Genomic DNA, 16,007 nt, shown 5'->3' with positions numbered 1-16,007 from the left:
AATTCATTTTGTCGAATTTGCATATTTGCTCGGGTTAGGCACTGTGCTATAGTTTATTCTGTTGCGCGAATTTTTACAGAAAGGACCATCAGGCTTGAATCATCAGACATCTCAGAACGGGGCCGACCAACCGTCGAAAAAAGAACTGTTCACGTCATCCGGCTTCATTCTGGCCGCGATCGGCAGTTCGGTCGGGCTCGGCAACATGTGGAAGTTTCCCTATATCACGGGACAGCACGGGGGAGCGGCATTCTTTCTGCTGTTCATCGTCTGTCTGCTGATTACGGGGCTGCCGGTGCTGCTGGCGGAGATGACGATCGGACGCAGCGGGCGCCGAAACGCCGCCGGTTCCTTGTACCAGCTCACGGGAAACCGGTTCTGGGGCATGGTGGGGCTGCTTTTCATCCTGACCGCTTTCCTGATCATGTCGTATTATGCCGTGGTGGCGGGCTGGACGCTCCATTATACGGTGGAATCGTTCACCGGGCTTATGTTCGGCGAGGGAACGGATTACAAAGAGAAATTTCTCGATTTCGCATCAGGCTATCTGCCGATCTTCTGGCAGGCGGTGACGATGCTGATCGCCGGCTGGGTCATTGCCCGCGGCGTATCCGGCGGCATCGAGAAGTTCAATAAAATCTTGATCCCCAGCTTTTTCGTCATTCTGGTCGTGTTGATGTGGCGTTCGCTGACGCTGCCGGGTGCGGGTCAGGGCGTGGACTTCTTTCTGCGGCCCGATTTTTCGAAGCTGGTGTAACCGTCAAGTACCTTTGAACAAATTTCGCGAATTTATTTTCAACAACTAGAAATTTCCAAATATGGTTTGGCGGTGCTTGAGCCGGTAGCTGTCTCCTGTCAGGTGAATCACCTCGCTTCGATGCAGGATCCGGTCCAGAATGGCGGTTGTGACGGCCGGATCCCCGAGCAGTTCTCCCCAATCTTCCGGTCCTTTGTTGGACGTCAGGATGATGGAGGCCTGCCCATACAGTTTGTTGATCAACTGAAAGAACAAGTGAGCCTCCTGCCGATCCAGCGCCATGAACATCAGATCGTCCAGAATCACCAGATCGGAACGGATGATCCGATTCACCCGCAGCTGGGCGTTTCGGGAAATCTCTTGCGTCTTCAAGAGATGCAACAACTGATCCATCGTGACGAAACTGACGCTATATCCTTGATTCAATGCCTCGACGCCCAGTCCAATCGCCAGATGCGTCTTCCCGACGCCTGGCGGGCCCAGAAAGAGCAAGTTATAATGCTGCTCCAGCCACATCAGTTCCCGAAGTTGCTGCAACTGACGTTGTCCCAGGGACGGTTGTTCGTCGACCCGAAATTCGTCCAACGTTTTCAGTTCCGGGAACGCGGCGCGTTTGTACCGACGGGCAAACTGCTTTTCTTCCCGTTTTTTCAACTCGTACGAAAGCACGCGCTGCAAACACTGGCGGTAACTCCACTGCCTGGTTTCGGCTTCCATCAGGAGTTCGTCCAGCGCCCCAGCGGCGGCGGTTAACTGCAGCGCGCTGAATACGGACTTCAGTTCCATCGTCGCTTCACTCATCGGGCTCCCTCCAGGATGGCTTGATATACGTCAAACGGGCGAACTTGCGGCTTCATCTTCAGTTTCTGCCGTTCCGGCTCGCTGAGCAACCGGACATCGGTCGGAACGGCTGGTGCCGCGGCCGATTTCAGAGCCGCGTAATAGTGCAGGGCATCCACGAAATCCGTGGCTTGGTAGAGTCGATGTTTCAGACAATAGGCCAACGCTTGCGCCAGCACATCCGGATCCGCGTCTTTGGCGTGTCGATCGATCCATTGCAACTGGTCCCGAATGTAACGCGGTTTTTGTTCCCGGATGACCGCCAGATAGGATCGGGCTTGCGCCGGTTCTGGAAAGCGGGCGGCCACGTGTTCCATATAGGCGCCAATCCCTTTGGAACGATCCCGGGCATGGTTGGTGTTTTTGATGAGTTTGCCTTTACCCGCATGCAGCGGATGGCGGGCCAGTTCCTCGCCGGTTGCCGGATCGAACGCCACCAACTGCTTGTCCGGCGTCACGCGAATCTCCACAGACGTGTCCGTGCCGGTGTAGGTGCCAAGCGGCAGCGAGTACCGGTTCCCCTGAAAGACAATCGTATTGTCTTTTCGCACCCGTCTTGTTATACTGGGTGCAGAATTGGTTTGTATTTTTTCGGGAACCGGCAGGAGATGGCGCCGCTCTTCGGCGAACACGTCCGCCGGTATTTTTTGGTCGTGTGATGCATCCGCCCGTTTCCGGTTCGGTTCAACCAAGCCAAACAGTCTTCGTTCCACCGGTCGATGTGGGTAAACGTCCGATGGCGCGCAAAGTTGCGTTTGACGAAACCGACGACGTTTTCCACCCGCCCCTTGCTTTCCGGATCTTGCTTGCGGCACATGCGAATCTGAAATCTGCGCTGCCGGACGTAGGCGGCAAATTCGGCCGTCAGAATCAGATCGCCGTGGTTTTCGCTTACAAGCAGAAGATGATCCTGGTCATAGACGATCTCGCGAGTCATGCCGCCGAAAAATTCAAAGGCGTTCTCGTGGCAGCGGATCACATCCGCCGTGGTAAACGGTCGATCCTGCCATTCCACGTATTTGTACCGGGAATGGGACAGGACAAACGTGATGCACCATAACCGTACGGGATGCTGATGAAGATCGTGCGTTCTCGTTTCGCCGAAGTCAACTTGCATCTGCTGTCCCATGGGCGGGTCTTCCACCGCTTCGTACTGGCGCATCGGTTTGCTTTTCGGGATACCATGCCGCTCACGCAAGTGCCGGACGAAGTGCCGAACGGTGCTCTCGCAGACGTTGGCATCCAAGCGCCGTTCCTTCAACCAGTCATGAATCTGAGCGGCCGATAGGTCCGGATATTCCCGCAACCATTGAAGAACTTGGGATTCAAACGGATCCAGCTTCTTTCGCCGCGTCTTCACCGATTCGATGAATGCCTGCATTTCTTCCGGCGACATGTTCAGATATTTGTACACGGTGTTTCGAGAAATGTTCAGTTTGCGGGCTATCTGTGAAACATTGAGCCCCAACTGTTTCAGTTGATAGATTTCAATGTACATAGGCCACCTTTCCGCAGATTTCATTCTCCTCACCCTACACTGATGAATTTCCAGCTTGATTATATCGGGTGAGGGAGAATCAGGGAATTCGTGTTCAAGATTATTTCGTGTTTCTTGTTAATTTTATTTTAGCGGTTACAGCTGGATGCGGAGTCCGCGCTGATCGCCCTGGGACATGCCTTCTTCTCGCTGTCCCTGGGGATGGGCTGCATGGTGACCTACGGTTCCTATGTGAATCAGAAGCAGTCGCTCGGATCCGCAACGTGGGCCATCGGTTTCGGGGATATGCTGTACGCGTTCATCGCGGGCCTCGTCATTTTCCCGACGGTGTTCTCCTTCGGCCTGGAACCGGGGGAAGGCGTCGGTCTGGCGTTCATGGCGCTGCCGGCGGCGTTCTCGCAGATGCCGCTCGGCTTTCTGTTCGGCGGGTTGTTTTTCCTGCTGCTCAGCATCGCCGCGTTGACCTCCGCCGTCTCCATTCTTGAGGTGCCGGTCGCCTATGCGATGGAACGGTGGAAATGGAGCAGGAAAAAGGCGGCGGTCATCGTCTCGGGCGCCTGCTTCGTTGTCGGCGTTCCGTCGGCGCTGTCGGTCGGCGGCGTGCTCGGTTCATGGCAGCCCGGCGGCAAGACGATCTTTGATTGGGTGGATTTCAGCACCGCGTATATTTTGATGCCGTTCTGCGGTCTGATTGTCACCCTGTTCGCCGGATACGCATGGAAACGGGCGGGAGAAGCGGCTGGCCTCACGGGATTCCGGTACCGGGTATGGATGTTCTTGCTGCGCGTGGTGGCGCCGGCGATGATTGTGCTGGTGTTCCTCTATTTCATGGGTGTCATTTCGGTGTAGGCTGCCGGTGAATGAGCTGCCGGAAGCCGCCGAATAGCTGGACGGATGGATCCCCGCTCGGCCGCGTGCCGGGCGGGGATCCTTTCGCTTGGGTCCCTGCGGTCCCGCTTATTCGACCAGATAGAACCCTTTGTGCCGGACATATTTCGTGTACATGTCGACCGGCAGCTTCTGGCCCAGAATCGCGGTGAGCTTGCCCGACCAGTTGGCCTTCCGGCGGTTGAACAGGCGCGAGCCGTAATAGGTCTCGATCTGCCGGTCAAATTCATCGATGGCGGCTTTGAGACTCGGATTGTACCGGTTCTCGAAAAATACGGCGGAACGCGGCAGACGCGGCTTCTGTTCGGGGGACTCGCCGGGAACGCCGACCGCCAGCCCGCACAGCGGGATGACGAATTCGGGCAGGCCGAGCCATTCGTCGAGATCGGGGAGGGCTTCGTTGATCCCGCCGATCATGACGGCTCCGAGTCCCATCGATTCGGCCGCGACATTGGCGTTCTGCAGGGCAAGCCCGGCGCACAGCACGGCGGTCTGAAAGACGTACGTGGAGCCGAGGTTGCGCTTCATGGCCGCCTGCCGGGCCGGATCGCCGGCCGCCAGGATGCGGTACAGATCGGCGCAGAAGATGAAGAAGTAGCCGCATTCCCCGACCGGAGGATTGTTCGAGCGCTTCGCGATGTTCTCCAGCAGCTTCGAGTCGGTAACGCCGATGATCGAGAACGGCTGCATGTGCATCGAGGAAGGCGCCATCTGCGCCGCTTCCACGATGGCGTCGATCTGTTCGTTCGTCAGCGGAACAGGCTTGAACTTGCGGATCGAGCGGTGACTGCGGATGACTTGCAACACGTCGTTCATTCAGGTTTGCCTCCCATTCATCGATTGGGGCCATCCGGATGGTTTCCACGGAAACCATAATAGCAGGCGGTGATGAGGTTGTCAAATGGTTTATGTGGAAACCATATCGGCGCCATGCTATAATCGACAGTGAAAGGCAGGGATCCCGCGTGGATGAACGGTTGCTCGATTTCAAAAAACGGATCGAATCCGCCATGTACCGGATCTACGTCAGCGAGTCGGACGAAGACCAGGACCGGCTCTGGCTGATGGAGCGCATCACGGACGACAGACTCAGGAAACTGCTGCCCCGCATGTCCATTTCCGGCCTGCATGTTCTGGACGTCATTGAGGCGCACCCGGACGGCATCAAAGGCATCGATATCGCCCGCGAGCTGGGCATCACGAAGGGGACGGTCTCGAAAATTACGCGCAAGCTGCTGGAGCAGGAGTTGATCCGGAAAGTGCAGCGGCCGGACAATTTGAAGGAGATTTATTTTCTTGCGACCCCGCTGGGGGCGGAGCTGGCCGGGCTGCACCGGCTGTTCCACCAGGAGCAGGACAAGAAAGCGATGGCGCTGCTGAGCGGTTACGATGCGGCGTCGCTGGAGATTGTGGCGGATTTTCTGGAGAAGCTGGCCGATCTTCGCCAGGAGGCGGAGCCGGAGGAAGGCTGAAACATTTGAAAGCGGTCGACCAAATGAAAAAATCCCCGCCAGGCCGTGTGCCGTGCGGGGATTTCATCCTTTTATCGTTATGCTCAGGCCCGCCGATGGCGGAAGATCAGGTAAATGAAGAACGGCGCGCCGATCGCTGCGGTGAAGACGCCGGCCGGGATATCCAGCGGGTTGAACGCGGTTCGCGCGGCGAGATCGGCCAGCATCAGGACGAGCGACCCCGTGAGCGCGGATACGGGCAGGACGCCGCCGTAAGCGGGCCCGACCAATTTGCGGGCAATATGCGGCGCCATCAGGCCGATGAAGCCGATGGTGCCGCCGATCGCGGCCGCCGACCCCGCCAGTGCGACGCTGATGATCAGAAGCATCGTCCGGTTGAATTGCACGCGGCTGCCGACGCCGATCGCCACTTCATCGCCCAGCGCCTGCACGTTCAAATGTCTCGCGTTCATGAAAGCGAGCGGCATGAGGATCGCCCACCAAGGCAGCAGCGTCAGCACGTCGCGCTCCCATGAGGTGCCGTAAATGCTGCCGGTCATGAAGGTGAACGCTTTGACGGCCACCGCGGTGGGGGTGAACTGCGCGCTCAGGATAAGCATATAGGTTACCGCCGTGATCGCGGTCGCCATACCTATGCCGATCAGCACGAGCCTCAGCGGCGTGATCCCGTGCCGATAGGCGAACAGATAGATCAGCAAAGCCGCGCCGAATGCGCCGATGATGGAGCTGACGGGCATGAACTGAATGCTGTGGTGGGAGAAATACAAGATAAAGACGACCGTCCCCAATGCGGCGCCCCCGGTGATGCCGATCACATCCGGCGAGGTGAGCGGGTTGCGCACGATGCCCTGCAGTACGGCGCCGGATACGGCCAGCATCGATCCGATCATGATCGCGATGACGACGCGGGGCAAACGAAGCTTGAGAATGATCATCGACGCCGCGGCGTCGCCATGTCCCAGCAGGGCTTTGACCACGTTGACGGGACTGATCATCGTGCTGCCGAGGCCGGTGCAAATGATCATGACGACCGCGTTGGCGACCAACAGCAGCACGATCATGGACAAGGTTCGGTTGCGAATACGGAAGGCATGTGTGGCGCCTTGCGGCGTCAGCCCGTTGTTCATGCTCAGGACGCATCTCCTCTTCTGGCGATATACACAAAGAACGGCACGCCGATAATGGCGGTCATGACGCCAACCGGCACTTCTTTCGGAAACGCGATGTAGCGCGATCCGACATCCGCATACAGCAGCAAAATGCCGCCCAGTACAGCGCTGTAGGGAATGACCCACCGATGGTCGAGGCCGACCAGATGCCGCGCCAGATGCGGGATCATGATGCCGACAAACGCGATGGGCCCGGCAATGGACACGGAGCCGCCGGCCAGCAGGACGACGAAGATGCCGGCGATCAGCTTGATGGCGAGCGTCTTCTGCCCGAGTCCCGTGGCGACATCCTCGCCCAATGTCAGCAAGTTCATATGCCGGGCCATGATGCATGCGCCGATCAAGGCTATGGACATATAAGGGGCTGCCGACAGGAAAATATCGAGATCCCGGCCGGCAACGGAACCGACGAACCAGAACAAGACCTGGTCAAAGGTTTGTCCGCTGGTCATCAGCACGCCCAAGGAGAGGGATGAGAAGAAAGCGGTCATGGCGGCGCCCGCCAACGTCACTTTGAGCGGCGTGAGCCCGTCGCTTCCGATGGAGCCCAGAATATAGACCAGTGCGGCGGCAGCGGCGGCGCCGATGAACGCGAGGGTCGCGAAGGTCGAAAGGCCCCCCGCCCCGAAGAAAGCGGAGCCTGCGACGACGAAGAAAGCGGCCCCGGCATTGATGCCGAAAAGGCTTGGCGACGCAAGGGGATTGCGCGTGACGGCTTGCATCAAGGTGCCGGCAACGGCAAGGCTGGCGCCCGCCGCCGCGGCGATCAACGCGCGGGGAAGCCTGGCCGTCGTGACGATGAGGTGCTCCTGCGACCCATTGAAATTCGTGAACGCCTCGATGATCGTCCTCCAATGGATGTTGGCCGCGCCGAAGGCGATGCTGCAAATCATGCCGATGATCAGGATGAGGAACGCCAGGATGAATCCCGCAATTCGCTGTGCACGTGTATGAAGAAGTGCGCTCATAGAATCCCCGTTTCAGCAAATGAAATGGAATGAATCAAGTGTAATTCTAGGGGATCGGGGAAAAAGCGTCAATGATTTTGAAAATCATTATCAAAAATCTATTGACTTCGGGCGGCGCCCCTGCTATAGTTTTGCTTCGAAATGGTGTTGAGAATGATTTTCACTTGCAAGGGAGAGAGATGACTTGTTCCAGTATAGGGCACACAAGACGGTCTGGGCGGCAGCCGCGATTGTGCTGGCCATCTCCTTGATCCTGGCGGGGTGCGGCCAATCGAACCCGAACGCCTCGAATGACGGAGCGAATACGCCGTCGGCAAGTCCGCAGTCCGGGAATCCGGCACCGGAGCAGCATGAACCGAACGGCGGCGACGGCGGCCGGAAAATCGTCCACGCCATGGGCGAGACCGAAGTTCCGGACAACCCGCAGCGCGTGGTCGTGCTGACGAATGAAGGCACCGAAGCGTTGCTTGCGCTTGGCGTCAAGCCGGTCGGAGCGGTCAAATCGTGGACCGGTGATCCGTGGTACAAGCATATTGAGGACCACATGGAAGGCGTGACGGTCGTCGGCGATGAAAGCCAGCCGAACATCGAGCTGATTGCAAGCCTGCAGCCCGATCTCATCATCGGCAACAAGCTGCGTCAGGAGAAAGTGTACGACCAGTTGAATGCGATCGCGCCGACGGTGTTCTCCGAAACGCTGAGAGGCGAATGGCAGACGAACTTCATGCTCTATGCCGAGACGCTCGGACTGAAAGAGAAAGGCGAACAGCTCATCGCCGATTTCGATCGCCGTGCCGCCGAATTCAAAGCCAAGGCGGGCGACAAGCTGAACGAGAAAGTCTCCGTGGTCCGTTTCATGGCAGGCAAAATTCGCATCTACCTGGAAGACACCTTCACCGGCATCGCGTTTTCCAAGCTGGGCATCACGCGTCCCGACCATCAGCTGAATTACAAGGATACGTTCGTGGAGGAGATTACGAAGGAACGTCTGCCGGAAGCGGATGCGGACCGGATCTTCTATTTTACCTATGATACCGGCGACGGCAAAGGCAACGAGATGGAGAACGAAATCTTGAACGATCCGCTCTGGAAGAGCCTGAAAGCCGTTCAGAACGGCAAAGCGATCCGGGTGGACGACGCGATCTGGAACACCGCAGGCGGCATTATCGCAGCCAATCAGATGCTGGACGAGATCTACGAAATTTACGAGATTGAATAAGCTTCATGCAGACAGCGCAAGGGAAATCCTTGCGCTGCCGATTTTGCATGGGCCAAGCTTTCCGCTTGGCCCATTGCCTGTTGAACGGTCTTTAGTTCTGTGCCACCGTCTGTCTGGCGAATTGGTTGACCGGCCGCTCCAATCCCAGATGCTCGCGCAGCGTGCTGCCTTCATATTCCTTGCGGAATATGCCGCGTTCCTGCAAGATCGGGATCACCAGTTCCACGAATTCGTTCAGGCTTTCCGGGAATACCGGCGGCATCACGTTGAAGACGTCGGCGGCGCCGTTCTCGAACCATTCCTGCAGTTGATCCGCGATTTGTTCCGGGGTGCCCAGGATCTCCCAATGCCCGCGTCCCGTGATGACGCGGCCGATCAGCTGACGAATGGTCAGATGCTCACGCTCGGCCATGTTCCGGATCAGTTCGAACCGGCTCTTGTTGCCGTTGATCTCTTCCAACGGCGGCAGCTGCGGCAGCGGTCCGTCCACATCATACCGGCTCAGATCCACCCCCAGTTGGAACGACAGCCGTTCCACCCCGACCTGCAGGGGGACCAGCTCTTCCAAATACTTCTTCTTCGCCCGGGCCTCTTCTTCCGTCCGGCCGATGATCGGGAAGACGCCCGGCATGATCTTCAGCTCATCGGGCGAGCGGCCGTATTTGGCCAATCTGCCTTTCACATCGCGATAGAATGCCTGCGCTTCCTCCAGCGTCTGCCATGCCGTAAAGACGACTTCGGCGGTTCTGGCCGCCAGTTCTCTGCCGGCTTCGGAAGAGCCGGCCTGCACGATGACGGGATAGCCTTGCGGCGGGCGCCCGATGTTGAGCGGACCGCCGACCGACAAATGCCTGCCTTCGTAATTCACTCGGTGGACTTTGCGTTTGTCCAGGAATACGCCTTTCTCCTGATCGTAGAGGATCGCGTCGTCTTCCCAGCTGTCCCACAGTTTCTTCACGATGTCCAGAAATTCATGGGCGCGCTCATAACGCAGGTGGTGCGGCCAGTCCTGGTCCCGCTTGCCGAAGTTCCGCGCGGCCTCTTCGCCGGTGCTCGTCACCACGTTCCAGCCGGCGCGGCCTTTGCTCAGGTGATCCAGCGACGCAAATTGACGGGCCAGGTTGAAAGGCTCGTTATAGGTGGTGGAAGCGGTGGCGACGAAGCCGATCTTCTCCGTCACGGCGGCCAGGTAGGAAAACATCGTGAGCGGTTCGAACTGGGTCACGCGCGCCCCGTATTCGAACGCCCTGGAGGTATAACCCGCCGACACGCCGTCCGCCACAAAGATCAAGTCGAATTTTCCTTTCTCGGCCGTTCTCGCCAGTTCCGCCAGATAGCCGGGGTTCCACAGATTCTCCCGCTTCGTGGAAGGATCGTGCCAGGCTCCCGCATGCTGACCGGGCAGCATGAAGAATGCGCCGAGGCTCAATTGACGTTTGCTCATCGGTTTCTCTCCTCTCCTTGTTAACGGATTTTTTGAATCTATGAGTGGTTTAGCTTGATCGTCTCGAAGTATCCCAGCGCTTCTGCCAGTTCGGGGAGGATCACCGCGCCCGGCGAACCGAGATATTGCAGCACCTTGTCTTCCTCACCGCTTTTGGCGTCGGAGGTGGCGCATCCGGCGGCGGCCAGGGCGATCAGGGTCACAGCAGCCATCATCCGCGACAGTCTTCTGGTTCTCATCGCACTTCCTCTTTTCTCACAGTTTCATTGCGGGTTCGGTTCCTGTTTCCAACGGGACAACCGGCGCTCGATGCTGACGAGTCCGTAGTTGATCAGCAGGCCGAGCAGGGAAATCGTCAGAATGCCCGCGTACATCTCCGAGATCAGGAAGTTGTACTGGGCGTACGTAATGTAGTAGCCAAGCCCGGCTTTCGCGCCCACCATTTCGGCGGCGATCAGGACCAGGATGGCGCCCGTGCCCGCCATACGTATTCCGGTAAAAATAGTCGGGATTGAGGCAGGCAAAATGACGCTGCAGAACAGTTTGAACGAGCCGAGATTCATCGAGCGCGCCGATTTGATGAGCAGCGGATCGACATCCCGCACGGCCGAAATCGTATTGAGCAGCACCGGCCAGAAGCAGGCGAAGGTGACGATGGCGACTTTGGACACTTCGCCGATTCCCAGGATCAGGATGAATACCGGAAGCAAGGCCAGCGCCGCCGTGTTGCGGAACAGCTCCAGAAACGGCTGCAGCAAATCGCGCGCGAGCGGATACCAGCCCACCAGCAGCCCCAGCGGGATGGCGGCAAGCAGCGCCAGCGAAAAGCCGAAGACGGAACGAAAGATGCTCGATTCAAAGTGATACCACAGCTCGCCCGACACCATCATGTTCCACCAGGCTTGCATGACGTCGGAGAACGGCGGCAGAAACAGCCGGTCCACCAGGTTGATGCGGGAGGAGAACTCCCACAGCAGGAGGAACAGGACGATGACGATCGACTTTTTCAACGCGCCCAGCAGGGAAAATCGGTTCCACCCGAGCCTGGAGGGGATGGTGACGGGTTTGCCGATGCTCTCGGTTTTCTGAATGGATGCCATGGTTTCCTCCACTCCTTCGCGTTCAGATGTAAGCTCCCCGGTATTCCGGTTCGTGGAGCAAATTCCAAACCTCCGAACGCGCCTTGAGATATTCGGGATGGGCGTTGATGTCCGTTTCGAACAGGCGGTTTTTCAACGGAACCTCGACGATCTTTCTCACGGTGCCGGGATGGGGAGTCAGGACGACCACCCGCTGCCCGAGAAACACGGCTTCATCGATGCTGTGCGTAATGAAGATGACGGTCTTCCGCGTCTTCTCCCAAATCCGCAGCAGCTCGGCCTGCAAGGTCTCCCGGGTCTGCGCATCCAGTGCCGCGAACGGTTCATCCATCAGCAGCACATCCGGATTGCAGGCCAGGCTTCTCGCAATGGCGACGCGCTGCTTCATTCCGCCGGACAACTCGTGCGGGTAGTGGTTCACGAAGTCCTTGAGGCCCACCAGCTCCATGTAGTACTCCGCCCGTTCTTTGCGCTCTTTCTTCGGAACGCCCTGGGCTTCCAGGCCGAATTCCACGTTTCCTCTCGCGGTCTTCCACGGGAACAGCGCATACTGCTGGAACACGATGCCGCGGTCCAGACCGGGCCCCTTGATCTCCCGCCCGTCAATCAGGATGCGCCCTTTCGTGGGCTTGCTGAGCCCGAGCAGCAGATCGAGCAGGGTGGACTTGCCGCAGCCGCTGGGGCCGACCAGGGTGAGGAACTCCCCGGACTTAACGGCAAAATCGATGTCCCGCAGCGCGGTGAAGGTCCGGGTTCCGCCGTTTCGTCCGGCGTCCCGGATTTCGAACGTCTTGGTCACGCTCTCCAATCGGATTTTCTCCATCTCCAACTCCTTTGCACCCGTCATGATGAAACAACAAAGAGGCATAAACGCTCGATAGGAAAGAATCCTGCGATTCGCTTCATATCAAGCATTATGCCTCTATTCGCATAGTGGGCTGTCAGGATGAACAACAGCTTGGCCGCCGGCAGGCCTGAGGTTATGGAATTCCAAGATCACCCCATCAGGGTGAGTGAGCCCAATATAAACCAACCATTCACATGTGTCAAGTGTGATTTTTCACCCGGGCCGGGGGACCGGGTTGGCCGCGGCGTCGAAAGTTTTGTTGAGTTTTGTTGATGTCCCCGGCTTTATACCGCTTCATACAGGTTCCCGCAGAATTGCTCCAATATCCTTCTGTCGGCAGGATCGACACCGTAAATCTCATAGATCAACGCGTCGATCTCGCACTGCAGCGGACGATAATCGAAATGCGGGTTTGCTTTTTTGGACGCGACGATGGTCCGGGCGATGCCGGCGATTCGGGTCTTGAGTTCCGAAGCCGGCTCGATGTACGGGATTCTTTTGATATAACCGGCTGTCACCATGTTCGTCCGGTTGAACACGGCTCGGATGATATATTTGGCCAGCGTGCTGTTCAGCAGGGCCAGCACATAGAACAGGTGTTCCCGGTCATCGGAGAAGAAGTTGGCGTTGACGCCGAAGAGGCAGCCGGCGGGCATGTAGGAGGCCGAGAACTCCACGCCCATCGAGGAGCAGGTGATGCCTTCCTTGAAATAATGCTGCGCGTTCCGCGTCATGAAGTCTTTGTACTGGCGGCCGGGGGTTTCCCAGTCCCGGTGGATGCGGTACGGCGTTTCGTAGAACCAGGCGTCCTTGGTCCCGCCGTTCTTGTAGAAAGGCACCCAATCCGGGTCTTCCTCCGCGATCCCGGATGGCTTCCGGAGGAACTTCGCGTCGTTTCCGGTCGAAATCCCGGTCCCGCCGTCGACGACATGCCCGAGCTTAAGCGGCGTTTTCAAAATGATGTCGATGATCGGCACCGGCACATTGATGAAGAAGTTGTGCTTCTCCATTCGTTCGAAGTACCGCTGCTCCAGCTTCTGGACCTTGTCCTGCGGCGGATGGAAATAGTCGTCTTCCTCCTGCAGGCGGTCGATCAAGGTCATCACGTGGGCGCTTCGTTTTTCCCGATTTTCCGGTCCCGTGCATTTCGTCAGCGTGATGATGGCCGTGCGGACATCGGCGTCGGTGTGATGGAACAGTTTCCGCGGGGCCAGCACAATCTCATCGATCAGGCAATGGTCGAGGATGAACCTTCGAAAATCCTGATAATAGACGTTCGTCAGAAAAGAGTCCTGCACGATGAAACAAAGCGTGCCGCCTTCTTTCAGGTTCGACAGGGCATGATGGACGAACATGGCATACAGATTCCGGATGCCGATCTCCCCGAATTGCCGCTCCAGTCTCGCCTTGTTTTCTTTGATATACCGGCTTTCCCGTTTCGATTTGTAGGGCGGGTTGCCGATGATGGCGTCGAATTCCCCGCCCTGCGCGGTCAGGAAGTCCTGGTGCCGGATGTTCGGGATATGGGCGTTCGCCTGCACCGCATCGGGATCGATGTCAAAGGCATGGATGAACGCGGGGTTTACGCCGCTCGCCATCAATCGTTCCACGAAAACTCCGTCGCCGACCGCGGGATCGAGAATTTTCGGCGATTTGAGGTGCCGGATTTTTTCGATGACCTTCCGCACCATGTAATCGACGGTCCGCAAGGGTGTCGAATATTGTCCCAATGCTCTTTTGGCGGTCAGCATGCGCGTGCTCCTCATGAATTCTTTCCATCTATTATACCTGATCGAAATGTCGGGCGCGGGGGATATTCGGCAGGCGCCGGCTGTTGTATAATTACCTGAATTCGTGATTTCATTTGCTCTGAATCAAACTGAGCGAAGCATAGGGTTTTCAGGACGGAACAATGCCCCTTATGCATGAACCCTCGCTATCAAGATATTCCAAAACCAATTTCCGACATACAAACTGGCGCTCGTATTCAGTATGGTGTGTAAGTGTTTGCAGCATTCCGTTGTTAGCGCGGTGTTTGCGCGGATACGCCCGTGCAAAACTGCAAGTGTGTACAGGGAGATGCCCCCGATGTAGGCAGAGATCGCGTAGGACACGGATTCGTGGTATTTTGGGATGGGAGTGGAAGGACCTCAACGGGGGCAATACGAATGATCGCCTTCTAAATTAAGGTTAGATTGTAATTAATGTGTAATGTTTATTGTAGCAATTTGTCGAAAAATTACAATACCTTAACACGACTTTTTTCTTAAATGTAAAGGGGAATGTGACCAAATGGTGATAACCTGGTACTATTAAAGATTTGACGGGTTTGTAAAAAATGGGATATTCAGGTCTTATGAACCGGTCCGCAGGTCCCTTTTCCATTGCGGACTCCGCAACGGCTGAAAATCGCCTTCAACATGATCGGAATGCGTGATCCGGATTCCGAAGGTCCGCCGGTGCACGCTCGCGATGCGCACACCGTTCCGGGGATCCCTTCATCGACCGGGACATTGTTTCCAAGCAAACGGTTTTTTAAGCCGGATGGTGCACGAACCCATTTTTCGGTCCTTGGCGGGAGAAGGAGGAGGCGGCGACGGGCCAAGTGGGCCGGCACGAATCGCACCTGGGCAGGCTGCGGCGGGCGATGGCGATGCGAAGCTGATCAACGTCGCGTGCAGGGGATCATTTTGGACGGGGAGGGGAAGGCACTGCTCGTCCGGCGGGCGGACAACGGGCGCCGGGTGATGCCGGCCGGCGCGATGGAACCGGACGAGTCGGTGCCGGACGCCCTGGAGCGGGAGGTGCGGGAAGAGACCGGTCGCGAAGTCGGGGAGGCGGAGCTTGTCGAGGTCTGTTCCGATCCCGAGCGTTACTCCTGCCGGTCATGGGGATGCGACTACCAGATGTTCGCGTTCGTCTTCGTCGTGACCCGGTGGTCGGGCGAACTCTTCCGCGAGACGCCCGGGGCCGTCGACGCCGCGTTCTTCGATCCGGACGATCTGCGATCCGGACGATCTGCCGGAGGACGTCCCCGCGCTCTTCATCGAGACGATCGAGGATCTGAAGGCCTGCCGGCGGACCGGCAGGGTCATCGTGGAATGAACATGCCGCTCTCCGGCACGCCGTCCGTTGCATTCCTTATTCATCCAGTAATGACATGGAGAAACCTTGCCACGGCAGGAAGGATGGACTACGCTACACCTTAACGCCCATCATGGAACACCATTCATTCGGAGGAATCATCTTGAGAAAAATTGCTGTACTGATCATGCTGCTAGCCGCAACGGTCTTCTCCTCCTGCTCCAAATCCGGAAACAATGACATTCTGGGCCGCTGGGTCATTGTGGAAGTGCAGGACAAAGTGCAGACGGGGAATTATTTTCAACAGCGGATAAGGGAACAGTCCGTCAAAGCAAATTTCCCGATCGGTTCCGCCATCGAGTTCATGAAGAAAGGCCTCGCCCATGCGAACGGCATCAGCATCGAATACGATTTTCCGGAGAAAGGCAAGCTCCGGATGCATAGTGCGAACGGCGCGCCGGACACGATGGTCGATTACGTGATCGACGGGGATCGGATGCAATGGGATTACGGAGACGTGGTCGTGACGTTCGAACGGGAAGGAAGCGGGGGGCTGAACGGGTCTTCGGGCAAAGACGCCGGGGACGGAAATCGGGCGGAAAATCCGGACGACGGCGGATCGGCCGCAAGCCTTGAAGTATTGCCTCCCAATTACCGGTCGTTGGCATCGGGGTCGGCCACGCGTTCGATGACCGCCAACGGGTCGAATTGACGATCCACA

The 16,007-nt window shown here is 57.5% G+C and carries 13 protein-coding genes and 3 pseudogenes; 6 read left to right on the top strand and 10 right to left on the bottom strand.

Features of this window, described 5'->3' with window-relative positions; all coding sequences use genetic code 11:
• Nucleotides 1-94: 94 nt before the first annotated feature.
• Nucleotides 95-751 (top strand): annotated as a pseudogene (locus tag THECO_RS16785) (sodium-dependent transporter); the annotation flags it as partial.
• A gap of 51 nt (nucleotides 752-802) precedes the next feature.
• Here the strand turns inward: THECO_RS16785 and istB are convergent.
• Together istB and istA are read right to left on the bottom strand one after the other, a co-directional pair.
• Nucleotides 803-1,558, bottom strand: coding sequence for an IS21-like element helper ATPase IstB (gene istB, locus THECO_RS16780; RefSeq protein ID WP_015253556.1), 756 nt, complete (start codon nucleotides 1,556-1,558; stop codon nucleotides 803-805).
• Nucleotides 1,555-3,095, bottom strand: a pseudogene (gene istA, locus THECO_RS22755) (IS21 family transposase). The gene istB and the pseudogene istA overlap by 4 nt, the downstream one beginning before the upstream one ends.
• 138 nt (nucleotides 3,096-3,233) lie before the next feature.
• On the opposite strand from istA, the pseudogene THECO_RS16770 reads away from it, so the two are divergent.
• Nucleotides 3,234-3,944 (top strand): annotated as a pseudogene (locus THECO_RS16770) (sodium-dependent transporter); the annotation flags it as partial.
• A gap of 108 nt (nucleotides 3,945-4,052) precedes the next feature.
• Here the strand turns inward: THECO_RS16770 and THECO_RS16765 are convergent.
• Nucleotides 4,053-4,799 carry a nitroreductase family protein gene (locus tag THECO_RS16765; RefSeq protein ID WP_015256220.1) on the bottom strand — a complete coding sequence of 249 codons (747 nt, stop codon included), beginning with the start codon at nucleotides 4,797-4,799 and terminating at the stop codon, nucleotides 4,053-4,055.
• Nucleotides 4,800-4,948: 149 nt separating this feature from the next.
• Between THECO_RS16765 and THECO_RS16760 the strand changes: the two genes are divergently transcribed.
• A complete protein-coding gene (locus THECO_RS16760) occupies nucleotides 4,949-5,455 on the top strand; it encodes a MarR family transcriptional regulator (protein ID WP_015256219.1) in 507 nt (168 codons plus the stop codon).
• 83 nt (nucleotides 5,456-5,538) lie between these two features.
• Here the strand turns inward: THECO_RS16760 and THECO_RS16755 are convergent, their stop codons facing one another.
• Both THECO_RS16755 and THECO_RS16750 read right to left on the bottom strand, forming a co-directional pair.
• Nucleotides 5,539-6,582 carry a FecCD family ABC transporter permease gene (locus THECO_RS16755; RefSeq protein WP_015256218.1) on the bottom strand — a complete coding sequence of 348 codons (1,044 nt, stop codon included), beginning with the start codon at nucleotides 6,580-6,582 and terminating at the stop codon, nucleotides 5,539-5,541.
• A 2-nt stretch (nucleotides 6,583-6,584) separates the two neighbouring features.
• Nucleotides 6,585-7,592 (bottom strand): FecCD family ABC transporter permease, encoded by a 1,008-nt coding sequence (locus THECO_RS16750; protein WP_015256217.1) that lies wholly within the window; start codon nucleotides 7,590-7,592, stop codon nucleotides 6,585-6,587.
• Nucleotides 7,593-7,776: 184 nt separating this feature from the next.
• Between THECO_RS16750 and THECO_RS16745 the strand changes: the two genes are divergently transcribed.
• Complete coding sequence (locus THECO_RS16745; RefSeq protein WP_015256216.1) at nucleotides 7,777-8,811, top strand: ABC transporter substrate-binding protein; 1,035 nt, start codon at nucleotides 7,777-7,779, stop codon at nucleotides 8,809-8,811.
• 91 nt (nucleotides 8,812-8,902) lie between these two features.
• Here THECO_RS16745 and THECO_RS16740 read toward each other — a convergent pair whose 3' ends face one another.
• From THECO_RS16740 to THECO_RS16725, 5 genes are all read right to left on the bottom strand, one after another.
• Nucleotides 8,903-10,255 carry an LLM class flavin-dependent oxidoreductase gene (locus THECO_RS16740; RefSeq protein ID WP_015256215.1) on the bottom strand — a complete coding sequence of 451 codons (1,353 nt, stop codon included), beginning with the start codon at nucleotides 10,253-10,255 and terminating at the stop codon, nucleotides 8,903-8,905.
• Nucleotides 10,256-10,293: 38 nt separating this feature from the next.
• Nucleotides 10,294-10,494 (bottom strand): hypothetical protein, encoded by a 201-nt coding sequence (locus tag THECO_RS21805; RefSeq protein WP_015256214.1) that lies wholly within the window; start codon nucleotides 10,492-10,494, stop codon nucleotides 10,294-10,296.
• 24 nt (nucleotides 10,495-10,518) lie between these two features.
• Nucleotides 10,519-11,355: an ABC transporter permease gene (locus tag THECO_RS16735; RefSeq protein WP_015256213.1), complete on the bottom strand. Its 837-nt coding sequence runs from the start codon at nucleotides 11,353-11,355 to the stop codon at nucleotides 10,519-10,521.
• A gap of 22 nt (nucleotides 11,356-11,377) precedes the next feature.
• The gene (locus THECO_RS16730; protein WP_015256212.1) at nucleotides 11,378-12,178 is read right to left on the bottom strand and encodes an ABC transporter ATP-binding protein; all 801 of its coding nucleotides are present in this window, start codon (nucleotides 12,176-12,178) and stop codon (nucleotides 11,378-11,380) included.
• A 308-nt stretch (nucleotides 12,179-12,486) separates the two neighbouring features.
• Nucleotides 12,487-13,953, bottom strand: a complete 1,467-nt coding sequence (locus THECO_RS16725; RefSeq protein ID WP_015256211.1) for an Eco57I restriction-modification methylase domain-containing protein — start codon at nucleotides 13,951-13,953, stop codon at nucleotides 12,487-12,489.
• Nucleotides 13,954-14,622: 669 nt separating this feature from the next.
• On the opposite strand from THECO_RS16725, the gene THECO_RS20735 reads away from it, so the two are divergent.
• The gene (locus THECO_RS20735; protein WP_083883306.1) at nucleotides 14,623-15,411 is read left to right on the top strand and encodes an NUDIX domain-containing protein; all 789 of its coding nucleotides are present in this window, start codon (nucleotides 14,623-14,625) and stop codon (nucleotides 15,409-15,411) included.
• A gap of 38 nt (nucleotides 15,412-15,449) precedes the next feature.
• Complete coding sequence (locus THECO_RS16715) at nucleotides 15,450-15,998, top strand: hypothetical protein (RefSeq protein ID WP_015256210.1); 549 nt, start codon at nucleotides 15,450-15,452, stop codon at nucleotides 15,996-15,998.
• Nucleotides 15,999-16,007: the final 9 nt, after the last annotated feature.

It is taken from the genome of Thermobacillus composti KWC4, from assembly GCF_000227705.2.
Lineage (GTDB): Bacteria > Bacillota > Bacilli > Paenibacillales > Paenibacillaceae > Thermobacillus > Thermobacillus xylanilyticus.
This window is presented reverse-complemented; position numbering and strand designations above follow the sequence as displayed.

Coding starts and splice junctions, on each gene's coding strand:
- istB (WP_015253556.1), bottom strand. CDS start 1,558: ATGAGTGAAGCGACGATGGAACTGAAGTCCGTATTCAGCGCGCTGCAG.
- THECO_RS16765 (WP_015256220.1), bottom strand. CDS start 4,799: ATGAACGACGTGTTGCAAGTCATCCGCAGTCACCGCTCGATCCGCAAG.
- THECO_RS16755 (WP_015256218.1), bottom strand. CDS start 6,582: ATGAACAACGGGCTGACGCCGCAAGGCGCCACACATGCCTTCCGTATT.
- THECO_RS16750 (WP_015256217.1), bottom strand. CDS start 7,592: ATGAGCGCACTTCTTCATACACGTGCACAGCGAATTGCGGGATTCATC.
- THECO_RS16740 (WP_015256215.1), bottom strand. CDS start 10,255: ATGAGCAAACGTCAATTGAGCCTCGGCGCATTCTTCATGCTGCCCGGT.
- THECO_RS21805 (WP_015256214.1), bottom strand. CDS start 10,494: ATGAGAACCAGAAGACTGTCGCGGATGATGGCTGCTGTGACCCTGATC.
- THECO_RS16735 (WP_015256213.1), bottom strand. CDS start 11,355: ATGGCATCCATTCAGAAAACCGAGAGCATCGGCAAACCCGTCACCATC.
- THECO_RS16730 (WP_015256212.1), bottom strand. CDS start 12,178: ATGGAGAAAATCCGATTGGAGAGCGTGACCAAGACGTTCGAAATCCGG.
- THECO_RS16725 (WP_015256211.1), bottom strand. CDS start 13,953: ATGCTGACCGCCAAAAGAGCATTGGGACAATATTCGACACCCTTGCGG.
- THECO_RS20735 (WP_083883306.1), top strand. CDS start 14,623: ATGATCGGAATGCGTGATCCGGATTCCGAAGGTCCGCCGGTGCACGCT.